This is a genomic window from Pseudoalteromonas aurantia 208 (assembly GCF_014858725.1).
In the GTDB taxonomy this organism is placed as follows: Bacteria; Pseudomonadota; Gammaproteobacteria; order Enterobacterales; family Alteromonadaceae; genus Pseudoalteromonas; species Pseudoalteromonas aurantia.
Map to the genome: position 1 here is coordinate 2326863 of NZ_AQGV01000012.1, position 20884 is coordinate 2347746.

Here is a 20884-nt window from a genome sequence, read left to right on the forward strand (position 1 = left end):
CTCTGCTCTACACTTTGTTACCTAGGTTTTTATTGTCTAGGTCGATAAGCACCTTATTTTAGTATAAACTTATCTATATCAATTACAGTAGGAAAACATAATGAAACTACATGACGACGTGCATAATTATTATGAAAAAATTATGCTAGACCTGCTGATTGAACGAGGTCTGAGTACACAGTATAACGATGAAGTGATGGCTGACTTTTGTTGTACAATTCTAAATCAACTCCCAGCGCGTTATATACGCTACGATGTTGACATGGCATTTTATTTACCTCAGCATGAACGAATTCAAATGGAAAAGCGTGTCAATATCGCTATCGATGTCGCAATGAGCCAAGTTGCCAAAAAAAGAGCTACGCCAGAATGAGCAGCTCACTAGAATCAGCCCCCTCACATATAAAACTTGCCATCGATTTAATTATGTTGTTAGAGCAACATGATTTACCTGAAACTGAAGTACTTGCTGCACTTGAACTGGTCAAAGCTGATTACCAGAACAAACTAAAAAATACTTCAACAAAGTAATGGTTGGCAATAATATAGATTTTATCTTGCTGTAATAAAGCGAGATTATAATCGTCATTTTACGAGTATATAAAATGACAACACTACTAAAACCACATACCTTAACGAATATGTTTTTTTTATTCCCTTTAGCCTTTCTTATAAGCCCAATCTCAATTGCAAACGACTTCGTAGCTCTAGCAGAGGCTCTTCCTGAAGACTATGTTATCAATAATACCGAGCCCGTTTTTGATTTTGACACTGACGGTTGCTTACCTAGCTCTGGAATAAGCAACGAAGGGATTCAAAATACTGGCCTAAAAACCTCTCAAGGACTCGGCACAAACTGCCGAGCGCTATCATTTCTTAACACGTCAAATACCTTCCATCGATACGCTTGTCATGAAACTGTCAACGGGAAGTTTTGCGGCCACTTTTACGCCCTGTACTTCAAAAAAGACCAAATTTTTCCGTTTTTCGGTGGTGGCCATCGCCATGATTGGGAGTATGCGGCTATATGGACACATGACTCTATTGTAACGCATGGTAGCTATAGTGCACATGGCAAACTCGTTACAAAAATAGCAAGTGAATTGCCTTTTGAAAACGGTCACCTAAAAATCGTCTATCATAAAGACGGAATACTCACACATGCATTGCGTTTTGCGAAAAGCACCGAGTATGCAGAAAATGAATATAACCGATTTGTTACACCCACTATTGTAAGCTGGTATGAAATACAAAGCGATGGTCTCAATAATGCAGCCTTTAGGGAAAGATTAAATCGTTTTGACTATGGCTCAGCAACGCTGCCCATTAAAGATAGTCGCTTTCTAACTAACTTAAATAAGTTTAAACCCGCACACTATCCCGATTTTGCGCAATCAGACTTAAATTAAACTTCAAAGAGGGGGCGCCATCTCCTCTATCGAGTACTGCCTTACTTTATATTGAGCAAAAAATCGGCTGTCTAATTCTGAATTATCTGGGCATATAAAATAAGCAACATCATCTCTTACAGGGCTAGGTTTTATATGTGTACCATCCTCCCAATACAGTACTGCATGCTTAATGAACCCTGAGAAATACGAATGATCCCACTCATAATGACTGTAACCATGGTGTGCCGATAAATAAGCTGAATAGTGATAATCCTGCTTTCCTTCCCCTTTCGCACTATTCTTATAAATAGCAAACGCTTTTGCATCTTGCTCAGCGGTTTTGGCATCAACAAAATAAGCCACGTCTCTCCTAGGCGGCAAAGCTTGAGGTAACCCAAACTTTTCAGTGACAGATGAACACTCAACAACTAACCATGAAACAAAATGTGCGCCAATTTGATGATCCCACTTTAATGCAATAAACATAACTATTCCTTTATTAGTACTTTAACGTCAGTTAAGCCTAAGGGTACAAGGTAATGTTAAACTAGAAAATACCTTCTCTTGCTCCTCTTTATATTTTAAAAAGAGGACCACTAGATTTCGAGTTACCAAACATTTTATAATCATTAGATTACATTTGATTACCTGCATGACTTTAAATGCTTTAATTACAATAAAAGCACAACAGATAAGACGATTAAATTGTTACAAAGCGTAACGTATGTGGGCTAGAGCAACTATAAATTACGATGGATAACGTATTCTCTGCTACTTGCTTATTTTCACACTAGCAAGCCGCCTTGTTTTGTTTAATACTTCCCCTGTCGTCGAGAAATGGAAATGGCTATGAACTTAACACGCAGTTCGCTAAAAAACCCAGCGAGTGTATTAGTGATACTGGTACTAATTATACTATTCGGTACTATCAGTATTTTTAAACTCCCTCTACAACTCACTCCTGAGATTGTGCAACCTCAAATCTCTATCTTTTCTGGCTGGCGACAAGCAGCACCCGAAGAGATTGAGTCCATGATCATAGAGCCAATTGAAAACGCAGTGAAGAACACCCCGGGAGCATTAGAAGTTAATACACAAATCAATCAAGGTAATGGCACAATTACTCTGACCTTTGCTGTCGATGCCAATATGCAACAAGCAATGCTAGACGTACTAACGAGTCTCAATCAGGTACCTCCACTCCCGTTAGATGCGATTGATCCAGTTGTAACAGCGGGTGGCGGTGGTGGACCAGGCTCTGGTGGGCCAACAGCAGCAAGTTTACTCGTGGTTCCCCTAAATTATGACTCTGAAACACTCGATATGGCGCAATACCAAAAACAAATTGAAGATTTTATTGAGCCAAGATTAGCGCGAATTCCAGGCATATCACATGTAAACATGGCCAGTGAACGCGCTCGTGAGCTACGAGTGACATTTGATCCATACAAAGCCGCTTCTCTAGGGATTGATTTAGCCTCTATTCGACGCACTATTTCAACATCCACAGATACCTCAGGCGGCATCGCCGATGTTGGGAGACGGCAATATACAGTACGATTTACAGGTAAATACAATGTCGATACGCTTAGCCAGATGCGCGTTGGCTATTCAGATGACCGAGCAATTTACCTAAAAGACATAGCGACTGTTGAAGATACCGTTACAGACAGACGTTCAATGACATTAAGAAATGGAAAACCAGCTTATTACATCACTGTTTCAAGAAATAATGACGCAAACACAGTGGCTGTACTTGATGAAATCAACCAAGCAATAAGTGAATTGAACAGCGGAGTATTAAAAGAAGCAGGCCTAGCTATTGAGCTTAGTTTTGATTCTTCAGTACATATACGTAACGCCTTAGCGCTGGTCAAAAGTAATCTAGGGTTAGGGGTTTTGCTTGCTTGCGGGATATTGTGGCTCTTTTTTAGAGGTATAAAAACCACACTTATAATCGCTGCAACTATTCCTGTGTCGTTAATGGTTGCCTTCTTCACCCTTCATCTTTTCGAACGTAGCCTCAATGTGATCTCACTTGCAGGCTTAGCTTTCGCTGTCGGGTTAGTGCTTGACGCTGCAATTATTGTCCAAGAAAACATCTCACGTCTATCGAGTGACAGTAAACACCAAAAGAAATCTGCTCTGATTGGTGCCACACAAGTCGCTGGTGCCTTATTTGCCTCGACAGCGACAAGCGTGGCTATTTTTTTACCCATCATGTTTATGGCTGGTATCGAAGGTCAGCTTTTCTCAGATCTTGCCCTAACACTGTCAATTGCGGTCATTACATCATTGGTCTGCGCATTGACTCTGATCCCAATTGCGAATCACTTTTGGCCAGATAAAACGCCAACCGCCGATCCATATAAGAAATATTGGCACAATTTAACCGCCTTTATTACAACAATAACCAATACGAAAACAAAACAAATTGCTTGGGTGGCTGGGTTACTCGGTGGTTCAATGTTCATTACTTTCACTTTATTGCCACAAACAGATTTTATGCCACGCGCACCAACCGATGGCTTCTTTTATTCTTTGAATACACCGCCTGGTGGCAATATCGGCTTTATGGAAGAAGAGTTAGCAAAGCGGGTCAAGCAACGTATTAAGCCTTACCATGATGGCGAAAAACTCCCCAAAATAAAAGATTACAACTTTTATATTTTTGGAGCCAATGCCGGTGGATTCATCTATTCCGATGACCCCACACGTGTTGAAGAGTTAATGGAGGTTGCCAAAAAAGAGATATTTCATGATCTGCCTGATACCCAAGTATTTCTATTTCGAGGTTCAATGATCAGTGTCTCCAATGGCGGTGATGGCCGAGCTATCAATATAGATTTAACAGGCCCTAATATGGATGAACTCATAGCGGGTGCAAGAGTCACTTTAGAAACCGTAAAAGAGGCATTTCCAAATGCAACAGCGCAACCTCAACCAAGCCTTGATATGGCAGAGCCTGAGCTTAGGCTACACCCCAATGATCGTAGAATAACGCAAGCTGGACTTACTCGAAATGATGTCGCTCAAGCTGTGCAGGCATTTACGGGGGGACTATTCATTAATGAATACTTCAACGGGAATGAGCGTATGAACGTTATTTTGAGAGCTCATCCATGGTCAACCCCCGAGGAACTGAAAGCACTACCAATCGTAACTCCTTCCTCAGGAATACAAACTTTAGGTGAATTAGCAGTTATAGAGCGTACTGTCGGCCCGAGTCAACTGCGAAGAGTTAACGGTAAGCGTACCGTGTCGGTTGTTGTTACTCCTCCAGAAAATATGAGTTTGCAAGAAGCCCAAAGTATTTTAGCTGAGAAGGTTATGCCGACAGTCAGAGCAAATATTCCAAAAAATACCAGTGTCATATTGGCTGGCAATGCACAGAAGATGAACTCAGCTATCGAAGAGATGACTCTCAACTTTATGTTGGCACTATTCATCCTCTTTTTACTAATGACTGCATTGTTTAAATCTGCAAAAGACAGCTTATTGGTACTTTTGGTGATGCCTCTTGCGATTGCAGGTGGTGTGCTTGCGTTATATATACTGAACCTATTTACTTTCCAGTCCCTAGACCTACTCACTATGATAGGCTTTATTATCTTGCTTGGGTTAGTCGTCAACAACGCCATTTTGCTTGTAGACCAAACCCGTACTGCAGAACAGCAAGGCATAGTACGTAAAGACGCAGTTCGACAAGCTATATTACTCAGAGCCAGACCGGTCTATTTAAGTACATTGACCAGCTTGTTTGGCATGCTGCCTTTGATGCTTGTGCCTGGTGTCGGATCTGAAATTTATCGAGGTCTCGCCACTGTTATTGTCGGTGGAATGGCTATTAGTGCCTTATTCACCTTGATATTAATGCCCAGTTTATTATTACTTGGCCAGCAAAAGAAACCAAAAGAAACACACATTATTAAAAACAAAGCTTCAATTGTTAATCTCGTTGCGAATCAATAAAGGGACGCGTTATGTACCAAAAAGTAGTGTTAAAACTGACATGTTTTAGTAAGTTCGTCCTCTTAGCCGCAGGAATGATGTGCAATGGTGTTTATGCTGCCGTTCCTGTCGCAGTCGAAAGTATTAAACAGGCGCCATTAACCAGTCAACTTGCACTTCATGGCACTTTGCATGGCAAACAAGATGTTAAATTAACGGCCGGTATTGATGGTCTAGTTACACATGTAATTGAACCAGGAACAACTGTTCAAAAAGGCGAGGTGCTCGCCAGAATAGATACGCTCCCATTAGAGTTTGAACAAGCTAGGCAGCAAGAAATGTTGACCCGAGCGAAAATCAACTTGCGATTCCATAAACAAGAGCTCAGCCGCCTCAAAAAGCTCGCTCAGTCTAGTAGTGCAGCTGCAAGCCAAGTTGATTTAGTTCAAAATAAACATGATTTAGCTCAGTCAGATATTGCACTTGCGAACATTGCATTAAAAGTCATTGCAGATAAATTACATCGAGCGACATTGGTTGCGCCATTTTCTGGCGTGATCAGTGCCCGCTATATGCGTTCTGGAAAAGATATTAATCGTGCCGATGAGTTACTTCAACTAACAGATATTACCAATTTAGAAATTAGAATGTACATCCCTGTTAAGTACCTTAGCTATATAAAGAAAGGCGAATCACTGCCTTTTACAGCAGGTAACTTAGATAACCCACAGGCCAGCACGGCTATCATTACCAGTATAATTCCAACAACCGATCCTCGTTCACAGTCATTTGAAGTTCGCGCAACGCTCACACGAAACACAGCACAACTGTGGGCTGCCGGCCAACTAGTCGACGTTTCAGTCCCCCTCAAAACTAACAGTACAACTTGGTTAATCAATAGAGATGCCCTTATTTTACGTAAAGAAGGCGTACACATAGTTAAAATTGATGATAAAAACACCGCGCATAAAATCCCAGTGACTGTTGGCAAAGGGCAAGGCACGCTTGTTGCCATCACGCCTATCAGCCAAGGTTCATTATCCATCGGTGATAATGTAGCTGTTCGAGGTGCTGAGCGATTAAAAACGGGTCAAGAAGTTGAAGTACAAATGGTGCCAAGCGCATAGCACTCACTATTCCACAATTAAAGTTACTAGCCCAATGAGTAAGGTTTACTTAGGTGTACCTTACTCATTTTTCTTCTAAGTTCCATCATACCAACCATCAACATTATCAGAGCAACTTCTCGCGCTTCCCCACACTCACTTCAATAGTCATTTTTCTGGTAATGCACCTACCTAATCAAAATGTTTTCCTTTTGAGTGTGCGCTTTCCTTATGTGTAAATAACACCTAAATCAAAAAGACCTAAAATAAAAACATTAATATACATATATTTAAAAAATTTTAATTCCTAAAAAATGTAAATTTAATGTAATTTAATTCGCAACCCATAACAAACATAACTACAACTGAAAACCCGAAAACAATATTGACCACAAGGTATTCAGTCATGCACAGAAAAATGATGTTTATTAGCATTCTATGCTTAGCGCCTCTCTCTCACGTACTGGGTGTTGAGCAATCATATTCACACGTAATGTTCGACGACTTTAATTACGCCAATTTTACCCAAGCGAAAGAAAATGGTTGGATGGTTAGAACCGAAAAAGGCCACCCTGGTGTTAAAGGTGCGACATGGTGGAAAGAAGGTGTCACCTTCCATCCACACCCTTTGGATCATACTAACTTTATAATGAGGCTAACCTCAAAAACAGACGGTACATCCGTAAATACCCGTCAAACTCAGGTTTGTCACAAGCGAAAATATCGAGAAGGTACCTATGCTGCCCGAGTATACTTTAACGACATACCACAATATGGGCCAGATGGAGATGGCATAGTAGAGACCTTTTATGCAATTAGTCCACTCGTAGCGCCTATGGATAAAAACTACAGTGAAATGGACTTTGAATATTTAGCTAATGGGGGCTGGGGAGAAGGGAACCATGCTTTATTTGCAACGTCATGGGAAACATTTCAACTGACACCATGGACAAAAGTAAACCAGCATGACGCAAGTATACGCAGTCTGCAAGGTTGGAACACACTCGTGCTACATGTGGCAGATAATACATTACGCTACTTCATAAATGGTCGGTTATTCGCCACTCACGGACCTGAAGTATTTCCTGAGGTACCTATGTCTATCAATTTCAATTTGTGGTTTATCCAAGAGCAACTGGTACAAAATCCAGTTATGCGTCAATACTACCAAGACGTGGATTGGGTCTACTTTGCAAAAGACACCCTACTATCAACACATCAAGTAACACAGCAAATATCTTCATTTAGAAACAATCGTATTGAACAATATGACAGTGTGCCTGAGTGGTCTCCTAAGCAAAAAGACTACTGTAGCCTATAGTGCGTATAGTCACCTGATTAGTTAACACTATATACTGAAGCATGGTTAAACCATGCTTCAACACGGCTGATCAGCAGCTGGCTATCACTTTGCTGCGCGACTTCTTTGGCCTTATTTGCATACCGCAATGCCTTTACTTTATTTAACTGGCTACGAGCAATATCTGCTTTGGCTAAATAAACCCAAACCAAGTTCGCTTGAGCATGACTTTTCTGCGCAATAAGTAGTGCTTCCTCTAAATAATGCTCACTTTCATCAACGTCAAATTGTTCAGAAGCTACCTTAGCTAACTCAATGAGTGCAGCGGTTTGTCCATAGCTACTATTAAATTCACGATGATAAGCCAATGCTAAGGTCAGCAATCTAATCGCCTGTGTATATCGGCCTTGTAAGCGTTTTATTTTCCCAAGTTCTTCATACGAATAAGCAATAAATAGTTTATCTTGCTGTTGTTCTGCCAATTTCTTTGCTTGAGCAATGTGCTCTGAGGCCTCTCTTAATTCATTTGTTCGATTGTCTGATGTCGGCCAGTTAATTTTCAAATAACCGATCAGTAAGTGAGCCCTGATCAATTCTCTATTTTGCTGTTTACTTGCCAGTACAATATTTTCTTCCAATAGCGTGATTGCTTCGCTTTGACGTGCGGTATTTGCATAACTAGCGGCAAGATATCGCCTTGCGGCTAACAACTCATGATTGCTTTGTAATGCGCTTGCAAATAGTGCACTTGCTTGCTCAAACTGATTTTGTAAATATAACTCTACGCCCCTTGCGAAGGCTTCATTACTAAACACATTTTTATTAAGTTGAAAGTTGCTCGGCTGATAGGAATCAAAGCGCTTTGCGATTAACTCAACTAATAGTTCAAATCCTCGGTTAACCGTTCTAGCGTTAACCACACCTCGTTCAGCATTATGCTCAGAATAGATAAAGTAATGTAATTGATAATCTTCAGGGAACCCCGTTAAACGTGTTTTCACCAATAAGTCAGCTTCTAATTTAGCACGCAAAGGATAAACATTCGCACCGTCGAATCGTTGCCGTTGATTAACATCTAACCGCTCTAAAGCATATAAAATATGGCCGCTGTCAATAACATCAAGTTCACTCGACTGAGATAACCGCTGGCTTAAGTATTCCAGACCTTGCACTGACACCCAATTATGCTCTGTATCTTGCATCGCATTATCAACAGGCAAAAATGCAATACTCAATCTCTTTGAAGAGAGAGTATTTACCAACGTCAATACCAGCAAACTAACGACACATATCGCGCTTACCCATATCATCTTTTTTTTATCTTGATTATTTTTATTCTTTACCGAGGATACTTCTAAATCAGCAATCCATTGATAACCATTGCGAGGGAAGGTTTTTATGGTGTCGCTTCCAAATAAATCTCGAAGTTCTTTGATAGATTGCGCCAGTACTTGCTCTTGCACAATGACATCATGCCAAATATCCTCTAGCAACTCCTGCTTGGTAACAATACGCTCTCGGTTTGCAATTAACTTCACTAATACTTGTAATGTCTTACTACGAATCGTTGCGCACTCAACTCCATCAATCACAACTCCCTTCACTAAATCTACGTATAAGCCATTAATGTTGTACTGCATGACACCATATTTCAATTGAAAAGCATAAGCAGAGTATTACAAAAAAGAGCTTAAACAGGAACTGATATCGTACTTAAACGGGCGGTTACGAACGTACACAACCAAAAAAGTATGGGAATATTTTTTGGTTGTGTCGCCACACAAAGTTACTTCTTTATCCACTGACCATTTACTTTAATAAAGTGACCTGAGGCTGTTTTTGCAACTGCTTTCTGGCCAGCTAAAGTCTCTACTTGCGATAAACTTAAATTGTTTTTCTTTGCCAATTGTGCATATTTACTTTTTCTTTTTGCATTAACTGACTTAATTAAAGCCTGTGCTTGTGGGTTGCTTGTTACCAACGCCAAATATCCATTTTCCGTTTCCCCGACTAAGCCTTGCGACTTGGCGTTAGTCAGCGTGAGTGCTAGTGCAGAAAAAGTCATGCTAAATGCAATAACTACCAATGCTAATTTAATTATTTTCATTTCATTCTCCTTTAGAATAATTCGCTGTCATCGCTAAACAAATCGTCCAACTCTTTATCTACTTTTACGCGTATCTCATGGTCAACTTTGACATTCAAATTGATCGTGATCGGCTCTTTCGTTTCAACTTGCACTTTATGAGTACATGCCAACAACAGTAAAATACTCAATATGGGTATCATCCATTTCATTTAACTTACTCCTATTTAGTGAGGGCCTGTTCAACACGTTGGGTTATTTCATCACTTAACCGTAGCGCTTTAAACAGGGTAAAAATATTCTCCGTATGGGTATAATTAAAATTAACAGGTTGAGCTTGCTCTTCATTTTCACCCACAATCTTTACCCCTAATGTCAACCACCCGTCTGCGTTGAGATTTACGTCGCTGGTCAATGTATTAACCGTTAAGTTATCCAGTAACCCTATGACGGTGGTTAAACTTGGTTGTTGAGCTTTCAGGGCGTTCACCGATGCATTGTCTTCAACGACCAATTGTCCCGTGTCTACATTATAGAGTGTGCCATTTTCAATGCTAATGGCATTACCATTAATAAAGATAGGTAACTTGCCCGAAACTCTACCAGATAGCGCTATTCCCGCATCTCGGCCTGCTTCAGCAACCATACCCAAGTCAAGATCAAGCAACGACAGCGCTAATGTTTGCTGTTCAGAAAAAACGTGTAACTGGGGTAAATACACCTGTCCGTTAAAGACGTTAGCGCGCAGCTTTGCAATCGTTGCTTGCTGTCCATCAACCCAATAATCAGCCGTAATATTTGATAACACTGCGCCTGTTCGTATTTGCTCAATGTTCAGTTTAGAATTTTCAATCTTAATATCTCCTGAACTCAGGCTTCCCGAAAAAGTGGTATCAACACCATCAATAAAGTGACTATCATACAGCACCGAAACATCTTTTAGTTGTCCTCGAAAATCAGCCTTTTGCAATGCTAAATCGCCGTCGACTTTACCATTAAAAGTACCTTGAGTTACCTGTAATTGAGGCATAACTTGTGTCAGTAGAGGCTGTAAGTTTACAACCGGCTGCTGTGCTATTGTCAGGGTGAATGGATGACCTTGAGGGGTTAACTGATGCTCTAGCAGTAACTCTTGCTCTGCATAGCTTATAATATGCTCTAGAGATAAACTTCGATTAAAATCTCCTTGGCTCGCAATATCAATGGCCCCAATTTTCATCGAGGGCGTTTTTATCGCATCGATGGCTGTCTGTAAACGAAATTTTGCGTGGCTTTCGCTAGTATCAAGTTTGGCATTAACAAAAAGCTGCTGTTCGACCCCTTTTATTTGTAGATCCGCGTGTTGTATTTTTCCAACGGATGACTCTGAACGCAATACCACATTTTGCAACTTATCCAGTGCCACATTAGCCTTGGCTGATATATCAAATAACACCAACTGTTCATAATTAACCGAGTCAGTATTTAGTTCAATATTGGCATCTATTTCTGTAACATTTCCCCTATGCGCGTCAAATTCAATAGCCGCTCTTACGTCATTAAATTGTGTACTTTCATATCTGAGCATCTGGGCCTGTACAACCCCTTTGCCCGACACGTCAAAGTTGGCACTAGCTGTAATATTTCCATTGACTGAAAACTCGATATCGCCTACTCCAGCATGCAAATTTACTCCATGAACATCCAATTCCGACGTTTGAAACGCCAAATTATTCTGTGAAGTAAACTGATGCTCATCTACTCCGACTTGTGCGCGATGTATAAATGTACCTAACGTGTTCGAACTATGTACCCAATGCCAGTCAAAAGTAAGCTGCGCTTTATTAATATCAAACTCCATATCAGTCATTGCGACCTCATCCGTTAGATTGTTATTGGCCGTTATTTTTGAAATGGCTATCGTATCTGTTGTCCCTCTTGCTATTTTTGGAATTGAGATGTCCCATGGATGCGCTAATAGAGGCTTGACATAATTCGCATATGTTTCTGGTAAACTATCTATGCACGTTGTACCAACCGCTTCAGTCTGTAATTTACTTAGATCAAGATCGGCTGATGCTGTAGCAACATCAAAATCAAGAAAAAGCTGACCGAATACAGTAGCTCCTACCTCGCACTGTGCCTGTGTAAAAGCGCTTTCTACATTTATATCCGCTGTTGCCTGTACAGATAACCCGGTATAAATAAAAGAGATCTGTCCTTTTAGATGTTTGATTTGTTTTGGTGTATTTCGATAAATCAATGGGCTATCTAGGTGCAATCTGACAGTTACAGCGTCTGCATTTATTGCCACCTCCCCTTTTAGGTCGCTCTCTAACCTAAACACATTCAATTGATGTTCATAGAGACCTATAGATATTGGCTTTGACAAATATTCAGTCGCAACTGTGAGCTCGTTGATACTTATTCTTGGCCGCTGTGCAATGAGTGGTATCTGCAGTGGGGTTGCGGTAACATTTTGTGATGTTGCATCCTGACTTTTTTTGTGTTGAACATCTAGCTTTCCAATCAGAGCTATCTCTCGAGAGACGATGGCATTAAATATAGTTACTATATACTCATCATTTTTTATACATAACTTTTCAACTTTTAACTCGCTCAAACTATTCATTGACCAAGACAAACACGTAACCGAAAAAGATGCAGGTAACCCATAAGCGTTTACAGCATAACGTACTAAAAAGTTTTTATACCAAAATAAACTGAAAAGTATAATTAAACTTGGTACAGTCCATACGTGCCAGCGTTTTAATTGCATATAACCCAAAAATTCCTGTGTTTTACCACTATTCCTTGGCTATCTTACGTTAATTTAGCGCTGAAGTATCCGCCATTGTGTAAGAAGTTGTAGACTGTTGAGCTATTGGGTTTTGAACTGTGCGATGCATCATTAAGCCAATGTCCACACAAAAAAATGCCAGCTCAAAGTATAAAAGCTGGCTTAACATTACTTAATATTGTGAGTTGAAACTTGGCCAACCTGACCAAGTTATCGTTTGACGAGTAACTAATTACTTTCAATCAATTTACTTTTTCTGATTGCTATCTTCTGAGGTTTTAACGCTTCAGGAACCTCTCTTTCTAAATCAATTACAAGCAAACCGTTATCTAACTGAGCTGCGATCACTTTAACATGATCTCCTAATTGGAACTTCCGCTCAAAATTACGCTCGGCAATGCCTTGATGAATAAATTTACGCTCGGCTTGGCTCACTTTATCAGCCTTAACACCAGCTACTTTTAAGGTATTGTTTTCAGACTCAATATTAAGCTCTTGCTCTGAAAAGCCTGCTACTGCCATCGTAATTTGATATTTATCTTGATCAAGCGCCTCAATATTATAAGGCGGAAAGCTCGGCTGCTTATCGGTACGTGCAGCGGCATCCATTAAAGATGCTAAATGATCAAAACCAATGAATGAACGGTATAGTGGAGATAAATCTACGGTACGCATAATGCTATCCTCTAAATAAGCGATAAACGTTACTTTTCTTCTTAAAGAACCAAAAATAACGTAATAAAAATATAAAAAATATTAAATTAATATGAAGGTCCTACATGAGCCACCTTCATAATCCTATCTATGGTCGGCAAATGCTTTTTCAAGGCCCCACTTCAATTTTTTATATTGCGCTATTTGAGCCAATGAAGAATCGTGCGAGCACTCCTCTGTAAATTTTTTCTACCTGTTTCAAATCAGCAATTGGCACATGCTCATTAGTTTGATGAATTGTATGATTTCGAACCCCACACTCAACGACTTGGGTAAAGTCGCTGGAAAAAAACCGCCCATCCGATGTTCCACCAGCAGTGCTTAATGCCGGGTACTGTGCAGTCACACTCGCTACCGCGCTTTCTACCATTGATAAAAAACACCCTTGCCCTTTATTACCCGTGTAATAAGGCTCGCATGGTCGTTCCCACTTCACAGAAATATTTGCATTCCACTTACTAAGGGCTGATAGCACGAGCGATTGTATCTGTTTACTATCATAAGCATGACTATATCTAATATTAAATGTAACCTCACATTCACTCGGCACGAGGTTATCAATAATATTTGGTACTGATATGCCTGTTACTTGCAAATGGGTTTTTGAACCTGCAGCATCTTTCCACCATGTTAAGTTCGCCAATGCAGATACAATATCACCTGCAATATGTGCTGCATTCACCGTATTTTCAGGGTAAGCCACATGGCCTGCGATCCCCGACACTAGCACTCGTGCTGATAATGCACCCCTGCGCCCATTCTTAATCGTATCACCAACGTGCTTATCCGAAGTCGGCTCCCCCACCAAACACCCATTTAATTGAACATTGTGTTGTTGTAAGTGCGCCGCAATATATTTTGAACCATGCTCAGCTTCCCCTTCCTCATCAGACGTTATGAGCCAATAAAAGGTACCAATAGCATGTTCATGATGCTGACATAACCTCTCTGTCGCACAGAGCATAGCGGCAATTCCACCTTTCATATCTGCCGCACCGCGTCCATATACACTGTCATTCACAACTTCACCTTGAAACGGATCGACAATCCATCCTACGCTCTTCGCAGGCACCACATCAACATGCCCTGAAAAAGCCATAACAGGCCCAGCCCCAAAACATCGCTTTGCTATCAAGTTTTTAACGCCATGCTGCGATGTTAAAGCATCAATTTCAAACCCAAGCAATTGCAACTCATTGGCAAGCCAGTCAATAGTGCCTGCATCATTAGGTGTAATTGACGGAGCCTGTATCAGTGTTTGCAACCTTGTAACAAGCATATCCTGTGCCGAGCTTTGTAAAACGGTTTGCTGAGCCATGACAATACTCAAAATAGCGAAAAGACCCTACCTATTACAGCGCCTAATTATTGCACTTTAATGGCGTAATTATGTCGCTTTTAGGTCACTTACGAAGGTAATGCAAAAAATCAATGTAGGCCATCGACGCTTAATTATTTGCAAAACTTAATCCAAATCAAACTTTCAGAAACTTCTGAAAGAACACAATTTAAAATTTGATCTAGAACAATTTTATAAAAAAATAACGCTATAACATGGGGCCAACAAAGCAAATTACCTTGCAGAGATTCAGGAGATGAAAATGAAAAAATTTAGCGCAGTACTACTATCAACATGCTTGGTTGCAACCCCATTTGCTCAAGCTAAACTAAGCGTGAATGTAGGTGCTATTAATGTAAACCCTACCAGTACAGCTTCTGCAATTGACCAAAACAAAGCGCTTGGTTTAGTTGCTGACTCAGATACACAACTGGGTATTACGTTTGACTATCAATATTCAGACAATATCGTATTTGAACTCATTGCAGCCACCCCCTTTTCACATACGGTAAATGGCGCGGGTGGATTACAAGGTGCCGAAATCGCGAAAGTAAAGCAACTTCCTCCTACTTTGTTAGCCCAGTACCACTTTTTAGATGCCGGTGCGAAGTTTCGACCATTCATTGGGGTTGGCGTTAACTACACAGTCTTTTTTGATGAAGAGCCAACAGCCGCATTAAAAGCGACATTGGGAACAAATGATGTAAAAGTCGATTTAGATAACTCTTTCGGTTTTGCCGTACAAGCGGGCTTCAATTACCAACTCAATGATAAGTGGGGCATCCACGCAATGCTATCAAAAATGGATATCGACACTGACGCTACCGTGTACGCTGATGGTAAAAAAGCGCTCACGTCAGATGTTGAGATTGACCCCGTTGTCGCCATGCTTGGCATTAAGTATAAGTTCTAGAATCGTTTCAACCAGTACTTTTCTCAATCATCAAGGCCATGTTTAATGGCCTTTTATTTTGCTAAATTGCTGCTTTTCTTCGCCTCTAGCATCGCTTTCCAGTGCATAATTTCTACAGGCATTTCTGGTGTATCTCCTTTGTAGCCCGCTACCTCTAACATTTCTTCTATCGGAACAATACCATGCTTATGACGAAAAACGCCTCGCACAAATGCAATTGCATGTAGCCCTCGCTCCGAATGAAACTTTTGTTCTATATAAAAGTATTTATGGTCCCAGCTTACTAGTTTTGTGGTGACGGTAAACTTTTGAAATGGCTTAATATCTCGTATATAAGTTATCGCTGTAGCATTAACAATAGGAAACCAGCGACGTTTCATTACTTCACTGAATAGCCCCATTTTCTCTGTCATCCAAGTTCGGGCTAAATCCATAAAAGCAAGATATCGTGAATTGGTGAGGTGTAAATTGATATCACAATCACTTGGCATCACTTTAAAATCAATATCAACTGGATCTAATAAAGGCTGAGTTAATTTATTATTCTTGATTTTTAAGAAAAGTAATAATAGTCGAAAATACAGATTCATAAAATGGTCTTACCAGTTTGCATGGCACTTCATTCTATCATAGCCGCTTACACTCACAAGTATTACTTGATCCGAATGAAACACTAAACTAGGCTTAGTACAGTGTTATAACGATTTGATCATAGGGGAAAACATGCGTAAATTTAAGATCTTACTGTCAGCTGCGTTATTTGCTTTTTCACCTTTCAGCTATGCAGATTTTGATTTTAAAGGACCTGGTGAACTGCGCTTTTCTGGCGGTGCATCAAAGGGATTTTATTTTGGTTTTGGTTGGGAAAGCGATATTAAAAAATTTCGTATTGGCCCAAAACGTTACAATATGTCTGAAATCCCAGAGTCATATTCCATCGCAATTACACTCAGCAAAGATGAAAGTAATGTGTGGATCCAAGAATTTTACAAAGGCTTTATCGATGAATTCAGCTGGACATTAGGTAAAAACAAATTGTCGCTGCGTAAAGGAGACTTTAGCAGTGATGTTAAAGGCAGTTATGTACTTACACTCAATGGTATTGACTACTTTTTTGCGCGAAATAACATTAGTATCGATGTAATTTTTGAAGATAATGGCATCAAGTATATCAAGCTAGAAGGTGTTATTAAGAATATGGGGACTAAATAACACCTGATTTGAAAGTGTGTAGGCTGTTACCTACACCTTCACTGTTTTTCTGTTAATGCCATATTCTCTTAGTTTATTCGCAACCGCCGTATGGCTCAGGCCTAACCTTTTCGCTAGTTGTCGAGAACTCGGATATGCGGGATAAAGCTTACGTAATAACGTTGCTTCAAAGCGTTTTACTGCCTGCTCTAACGACCCTTCAAAGTCTGATTCAAGATACCCTAAATCATGAGTGAAGGTCGGTAGTTGCATATGCTCAACACGCAATTGCTTATCATCGAGTAACGACACAGCTCGATAGATAGAGTTTTCTAATTGGCGTATATTTCCAGGCCAAGGGTACTGTTCTAGAAACTCGAGGCAATCACTGTCTAGTAAAGGAGCAACTTGGCCATTCTGCTGCGCGTACTTTTGAATAAAGTGCTCTGCTAGCGGGCCAACATCTGCCTTTCGGTCTCGTAACGGCGCGATCTCCAAAGTCAGTACATTGATTCGATAATACAGGTCTTCTCGAAAACTCCCCTCTTGTACCATCGCTGGCAAATCTTTTTGTGTAGCCGCTACAATCCTAACATTGACTTTAACTTCGTTTTCATCCCCGACTTTTCTAAATGTACCGTCTTGCAAAAAGCGTAGTAACTTGGTCTGTAATTGGCGAGACATTTCCCCCACTTCATCCAAAAATACAGTGCCGCCATCAGCTTGTTCAAGTACACCTCGTTTCGGAGCAGCATTATCTTCATATCCGGCATAACCGAATAGCTCAGACTCAGCAACATCATCAGGCAACGAAGCACAAGAAAGTGCTATAAACGGCTTGAGCGATCGATTTGACGCATAGTGACATGCTCTTGCCAGTAGCTCTTTACCTGTCCCTGTTTCACCCGTAATTAATATTGGCGCTTCCAGCTGCGCCATTTTTCGCGCTTCGCGTACAACCCGTCGCATCGCGGTACTATGATTATGGATAGTCGCAAAACTTTCTTGTCCGTATCGCCTAAACGCACTCACTTGCTGCCCTAATCGGCTTTGTGACTTAATATTAATTACCGCACCAGCTAACACATCCCCTTCTGGACCTTGAGGCACTGCGATCGGTAATATATCAGCAATATAATCCTCACCACCAACCTCGACTCGCGTTGTTTGACCTAATACTTCTTTCCCTTCTAGCCATCGAGTAAAATTAAACCCTTTCAATAAATTATTGATGTTTTCACCAATAATATCTGAATCTGGGAGGTTAATATCTTTACTCGCCGCATCATTACAATGCCTCACCCAGCCTTTCGCATCAATTGAAATGACCCCATCAGGCAATGCACTGAGCAAAGTGTTTAACTCATTATGTTCACGTTCCGATGGTAAAAAAGCCGTCGTTCTCACGTCTTCGACCCCATCAATAAGGCGAATCTCAGGCATAATCTTTTGAAACTGTTCAAATTCAATCGGTGGAAAGCTAACGTACATTCTGCAATTAACAGAATCCACTTCAATACCTTTCAAATCAACTTGGTAATTGACTAATATATTGAGTATTTCCTGAGCAATACCGATACGGTCTGCACAATGAATTTCAAGACGCATTCGTTCCTCAAAAAGGGGTGTTATCAATTTAGCGCGATCATACTCTAAGAATAGTCACTGGACTAGAAAAATGTAAACTATTTTGCACAATAAGGTCTATACTCTTAATTAACATTCAAATTGTACAGCTATCACCACACAGCCATTCATTTCATCTGAATAAATATTTAAACAGTCTGTTGTTATGACAATAATTAAATTACAATACTAAAGGATGGATTTATGTATTAATAATGTTTTATTTTTAGGTCCGAGGCTATATGCATAGAAAAAAAGTATGGTTTTCAATTAGAGATGTATTAATTGCGCTGTGTACTACACTCTTACTTTTAGGTTGCTCTGTAGAAGATGCTTACGATGCACCAGAAACAGAACAGCAGCAACAAGAACAACAACAACAAAACCAACAAAGTGACAAAACCGCAAATATGTCACTAAAAGTACTTAATCACTCAGGGCAACCTCTTGCTAATGCACTCGTCACTTTTGCAGGTAAGGTGTTAAATACCGACAATGTAGGCCTAGCAGAAGTTACAAATATAAAACTCGGAAACTATACCCTTGTTGTAAATAAACTTGGGTATGCGCCACATATTTCTAATATGCGTTTATTATCAACCACATCAACAACCATTAATTTAATCGCGCAAACATCACAGCAGGCTACACTGTTATTTGGTGGTGATACTATGTTCGGCCGCAGGTTCATGGACCCCAGTTTAGTGACCATGACCAACAATGTGCCTAATGTTGCACAAGCACTCATTCAAAATGAAACTGCGGCAACCAGTGCCACAAACATTACTAAATTTATCAAACCTTTGTTTGCAACTGCAGATTTTAGCTCAATAAACTTAGAGTCGCCTGTATTATCAAACCCAAGCAGTGTCCACCCCACCAAAGAATTTTCGTTTTTCTCTCTCCCTGATACATTAAATAGTTTAAAAGATATAGGCGTTGATTATGTTGCACTGGGTAATAATCATGTGTACGACTATTTAGAACCTGGCCTAATAGATACGTTAAAATACGTGAATGATGCGGGTTTTCTCCATAGTGGTGCGGGCATAAATGCGACTCAAGCTTACCGCCCACTTACAACTCGAGTGAATGGCATTAATTTAGGCTTGGTATCTGCGACATCAATTACCGGTAACGCCAATCCTATAAACTATATCGCACAAGAAAATAAGGGAGGGGCAGCCGATTTAACCAACGATTTAGAGTTAAACAATGCGCTCACTGATGTCGCATCAAATCATGACTTTGCAATAGTACAAATGCATGGTGGCGATGAGTACTCTTTCTCTCCGACACAGTACATAACTAACCGCTTCGAATTCGCAGCTCGACGCTCTATTGATTTGGCTATTGCACACCACCCTCACGTTGCCCAAGGCTTCGCTGTTTATGACTCGACACCCGCGATTTTAGGTTTAGGCAACTTAATATTCGACCAAAACCGCTTGGAGACTTTGTTAGGTGTGGCTGTATCTGTAACCATTGATAATGCTGCTGAACACAAAATACAGCGCGCTAAAGCATATCCAATTTATATTGAAGACTACCAACCTCGGTTAGTAAATGGCTTTTTGAGTGATTATTTATCACGACGGCTCGCGGAGTTTTCAGACGATAACGTGACTGTTATTCCTAAATCAGGCTATGCCTTAGTCACTTTTCAAGGCCTGAATACTCCACCGATAACAACTACAAAAACAATCACCGTTGCGGCTGGAACACAAATTGTAGATTTAAGAGCTTTCGCGCCAAGCAACGCATTTTTAGCGCAAATTACTGCTGACAAAAATAACAGTGCTCAATTCACACTCGGCAGAGATTTGATGATATTCGGTGACTTTGAAGACTGGGATAACGATGATGAGTTTGGTGAAGTATCTCGCTGGGAACACAGTGATGAAGATGCAATACCTTGTATAACAGGTGTATATAGACATCGCCAAGGTATGTGCCTTACAAGAACACAATTCGACAATACCCCTTTGCGGTTACCATTTAGACAAACAATTCGCACTATGCCTATCACCCCATCGGAAAGTGTTTCCGATGCATACCACGAATTTACACTTTTTGGCTATGCTAAAGGTGACAATGCAGGCGACTTTAATGCTGAATTAACTGTAACGACAGCGGAAGATGGGTTCGAATTTTCATTCAATAGAGTCCCTCTTATGACTGCATCAAGTTATGATTGGACACCGTTCGTCCATCATTTTGAACTCCCTGATGATAGTCAAGTTATGGGTCCTGAAAATCTGCCAGCTAGAGGTGTTAATTTAGCATTAACGCACGCTCCTCCCACTGACGGTAATGCAACTCTACAATTAGATGAAATTGCGTTGATTTCATGGCAAAGGCCCTTGCAATTTAACGAATCTCAATGGCAAACTAGTAAAATGCATGGCCTTGATTTTCTTAGAGTCAATACTGATGAGGCACTCACATTAACACTTTCTTTTCGCAGTTTTTAGCGGCTCTGCGCAAG

18 protein-coding genes are annotated in these 20884 nt (G+C 40.4%); 9 read left to right on the forward strand and 9 right to left on the reverse strand.

Annotated elements, in window-relative coordinates; all coding sequences use genetic code 11:
- Positions 1 to 100 precede the first annotated feature (100 nt).
- The 3 genes from PAUR_RS13985 to PAUR_RS13995 all read left to right on the forward strand — a co-directional run bounded on the left by PAUR_RS13985 (position 101) and on the right by PAUR_RS13995 (position 1409).
- Positions 101 to 373, forward strand: a complete 273-nt coding sequence (locus tag PAUR_RS13985; RefSeq protein ID WP_192508295.1) for a late competence development ComFB family protein — start codon at positions 101 to 103, stop codon at positions 371 to 373.
- Complete coding sequence (locus PAUR_RS13990; protein WP_192508296.1) at positions 370 to 531, forward strand: DUF2496 domain-containing protein; 162 nt, start codon at positions 370 to 372, stop codon at positions 529 to 531. Before PAUR_RS13985 ends, PAUR_RS13990 begins: the two co-directional genes overlap by 4 nt.
- 74 nt (positions 532 to 605) lie before the next feature.
- A complete protein-coding gene (locus PAUR_RS13995; protein WP_192508297.1) occupies positions 606 to 1409 on the forward strand; it encodes an NPP1 family protein in 804 nt (267 codons plus the stop codon).
- A gap of 3 nt (positions 1410 to 1412) precedes the next feature.
- Here PAUR_RS13995 and PAUR_RS14000 read toward each other — a convergent pair whose 3' ends face one another.
- A complete protein-coding gene (locus PAUR_RS14000; RefSeq protein WP_192508298.1) occupies positions 1413 to 1877 on the reverse strand; it encodes a hypothetical protein in 465 nt (154 codons plus the stop codon).
- A gap of 363 nt (positions 1878 to 2240) precedes the next feature.
- Between PAUR_RS14000 and PAUR_RS14005 the strand changes: the two genes are divergently transcribed.
- The 3 genes from PAUR_RS14005 to PAUR_RS14015 all read left to right on the forward strand — a co-directional run bounded on the left by PAUR_RS14005 (position 2241) and on the right by PAUR_RS14015 (position 7769).
- Positions 2241 to 5363, forward strand: a complete 3123-nt coding sequence (locus PAUR_RS14005; RefSeq protein ID WP_192508299.1) for an efflux RND transporter permease subunit — start codon at positions 2241 to 2243, stop codon at positions 5361 to 5363.
- A gap of 11 nt (positions 5364 to 5374) precedes the next feature.
- A complete protein-coding gene (locus tag PAUR_RS14010; protein WP_192508300.1) occupies positions 5375 to 6469 on the forward strand; it encodes an efflux RND transporter periplasmic adaptor subunit in 1095 nt (364 codons plus the stop codon).
- Positions 6470 to 6854: 385 nt separating this feature from the next.
- Positions 6855 to 7769, forward strand: coding sequence for a glycoside hydrolase family 16 protein (locus PAUR_RS14015; protein WP_225738355.1), 915 nt, complete (start codon positions 6855 to 6857; stop codon positions 7767 to 7769).
- A 17-nt stretch (positions 7770 to 7786) separates the two neighbouring features.
- On the opposite strand, the gene PAUR_RS14020 is transcribed toward PAUR_RS14015, so the two are convergent.
- From PAUR_RS14020 to dapE, 6 genes are all read right to left on the reverse strand, one after another.
- Positions 7787 to 9388 carry a winged helix-turn-helix domain-containing protein gene (locus tag PAUR_RS14020; RefSeq protein WP_192508301.1) on the reverse strand — a complete coding sequence of 534 codons (1602 nt, stop codon included), beginning with the start codon at positions 9386 to 9388 and terminating at the stop codon, positions 7787 to 7789.
- 146 nt (positions 9389 to 9534) lie between these two features.
- Positions 9535 to 9855 (reverse strand): YdbL family protein, encoded by a 321-nt coding sequence (locus tag PAUR_RS14025; RefSeq protein ID WP_192508302.1) that lies wholly within the window; start codon positions 9853 to 9855, stop codon positions 9535 to 9537.
- Between the two features lie 11 nt (positions 9856 to 9866).
- Positions 9867 to 10046, reverse strand: a complete 180-nt coding sequence (locus PAUR_RS14030) for a YnbE family lipoprotein (protein WP_192508303.1) — start codon at positions 10044 to 10046, stop codon at positions 9867 to 9869.
- Positions 10047 to 10057: 11 nt separating this feature from the next.
- The gene (locus PAUR_RS14035; RefSeq protein WP_192508304.1) at positions 10058 to 12592 is read right to left on the reverse strand and encodes an intermembrane phospholipid transport protein YdbH family protein; all 2535 of its coding nucleotides are present in this window, start codon (positions 12590 to 12592) and stop codon (positions 10058 to 10060) included.
- Between the two features lie 249 nt (positions 12593 to 12841).
- Positions 12842 to 13288, reverse strand: a complete 447-nt coding sequence (locus PAUR_RS14040; protein WP_192508305.1) for an Hsp20 family protein — start codon at positions 13286 to 13288, stop codon at positions 12842 to 12844.
- 169 nt (positions 13289 to 13457) lie between these two features.
- Positions 13458 to 14645 carry a succinyl-diaminopimelate desuccinylase gene (gene dapE, locus PAUR_RS14045; protein ID WP_192508306.1) on the reverse strand — a complete coding sequence of 396 codons (1188 nt, stop codon included), beginning with the start codon at positions 14643 to 14645 and terminating at the stop codon, positions 13458 to 13460.
- A gap of 283 nt (positions 14646 to 14928) precedes the next feature.
- On the opposite strand from dapE, the gene PAUR_RS14050 reads away from it, so the two are divergent.
- Positions 14929 to 15579 (forward strand): OmpW/AlkL family protein, encoded by a 651-nt coding sequence (locus PAUR_RS14050; RefSeq protein WP_192508307.1) that lies wholly within the window; start codon positions 14929 to 14931, stop codon positions 15577 to 15579.
- Positions 15580 to 15632: 53 nt separating this feature from the next.
- Here PAUR_RS14050 and PAUR_RS14055 read toward each other — a convergent pair whose 3' ends face one another.
- Complete coding sequence (locus PAUR_RS14055; RefSeq protein WP_192508308.1) at positions 15633 to 16169, reverse strand: thioesterase family protein; 537 nt, start codon at positions 16167 to 16169, stop codon at positions 15633 to 15635.
- A gap of 133 nt (positions 16170 to 16302) precedes the next feature.
- Between PAUR_RS14055 and PAUR_RS14060 the strand changes: the two genes are divergently transcribed.
- Complete coding sequence (locus PAUR_RS14060) at positions 16303 to 16791, forward strand: hypothetical protein (RefSeq protein WP_192508309.1); 489 nt, start codon at positions 16303 to 16305, stop codon at positions 16789 to 16791.
- 30 nt (positions 16792 to 16821) lie between these two features.
- On the opposite strand, the gene tyrR is transcribed toward PAUR_RS14060, so the two are convergent.
- Entirely contained in the window at positions 16822 to 18378 is a 1557-nt protein-coding gene (gene tyrR / locus PAUR_RS14065; protein ID WP_192508310.1) for a transcriptional regulator TyrR, read from the reverse strand.
- A 260-nt stretch (positions 18379 to 18638) separates the two neighbouring features.
- On the opposite strand from tyrR, the gene PAUR_RS14070 reads away from it, so the two are divergent.
- Entirely contained in the window at positions 18639 to 20870 is a 2232-nt protein-coding gene (locus PAUR_RS14070) for a CapA family protein (RefSeq protein WP_192508311.1), read from the forward strand.
- Positions 20871 to 20884 lie beyond the last annotated feature (14 nt).

Excerpts from the sequence above, each read along its gene's own strand:
- PAUR_RS13985 (WP_192508295.1), top strand. The coding sequence starts at position 101 with ATGAAACTACATGACGACGTGCATAATTATTATGAAAAAATTATGCTA.
- PAUR_RS13990 (WP_192508296.1), top strand. The coding sequence starts at position 370 with ATGAGCAGCTCACTAGAATCAGCCCCCTCACATATAAAACTTGCCATC.
- PAUR_RS13995 (WP_192508297.1), top strand. The coding sequence starts at position 606 with ATGACAACACTACTAAAACCACATACCTTAACGAATATGTTTTTTTTA.
- PAUR_RS14000 (WP_192508298.1), bottom strand. The coding sequence starts at position 1,877 with ATGTTTATTGCATTAAAGTGGGATCATCAAATTGGCGCACATTTTGTT.
- PAUR_RS14005 (WP_192508299.1), top strand. The coding sequence starts at position 2,241 with ATGAACTTAACACGCAGTTCGCTAAAAAACCCAGCGAGTGTATTAGTG.
- PAUR_RS14010 (WP_192508300.1), top strand. The coding sequence starts at position 5,375 with ATGTACCAAAAAGTAGTGTTAAAACTGACATGTTTTAGTAAGTTCGTC.
- PAUR_RS14015 (WP_225738355.1), top strand. The coding sequence starts at position 6,855 with ATGCACAGAAAAATGATGTTTATTAGCATTCTATGCTTAGCGCCTCTC.
- PAUR_RS14020 (WP_192508301.1), bottom strand. The coding sequence starts at position 9,388 with ATGCAGTACAACATTAATGGCTTATACGTAGATTTAGTGAAGGGAGTT.
- PAUR_RS14025 (WP_192508302.1), bottom strand. The coding sequence starts at position 9,855 with ATGAAAATAATTAAATTAGCATTGGTAGTTATTGCATTTAGCATGACT.
- PAUR_RS14030 (WP_192508303.1), bottom strand. The coding sequence starts at position 10,046 with ATGAAATGGATGATACCCATATTGAGTATTTTACTGTTGTTGGCATGT.
- PAUR_RS14035 (WP_192508304.1), bottom strand. The coding sequence starts at position 12,592 with ATGCAATTAAAACGCTGGCACGTATGGACTGTACCAAGTTTAATTATA.
- PAUR_RS14040 (WP_192508305.1), bottom strand. The coding sequence starts at position 13,288 with ATGCGTACCGTAGATTTATCTCCACTATACCGTTCATTCATTGGTTTT.
- dapE (WP_192508306.1), bottom strand. The coding sequence starts at position 14,645 with ATGGCTCAGCAAACCGTTTTACAAAGCTCGGCACAGGATATGCTTGTT.
- PAUR_RS14050 (WP_192508307.1), top strand. The coding sequence starts at position 14,929 with ATGAAAAAATTTAGCGCAGTACTACTATCAACATGCTTGGTTGCAACC.
- PAUR_RS14055 (WP_192508308.1), bottom strand. The coding sequence starts at position 16,169 with ATGAATCTGTATTTTCGACTATTATTACTTTTCTTAAAAATCAAGAAT.
- PAUR_RS14060 (WP_192508309.1), top strand. The coding sequence starts at position 16,303 with ATGCGTAAATTTAAGATCTTACTGTCAGCTGCGTTATTTGCTTTTTCA.
- tyrR (WP_192508310.1), bottom strand. The coding sequence starts at position 18,378 with ATGCGTCTTGAAATTCATTGTGCAGACCGTATCGGTATTGCTCAGGAA.
- PAUR_RS14070 (WP_192508311.1), top strand. The coding sequence starts at position 18,639 with ATGCATAGAAAAAAAGTATGGTTTTCAATTAGAGATGTATTAATTGCG.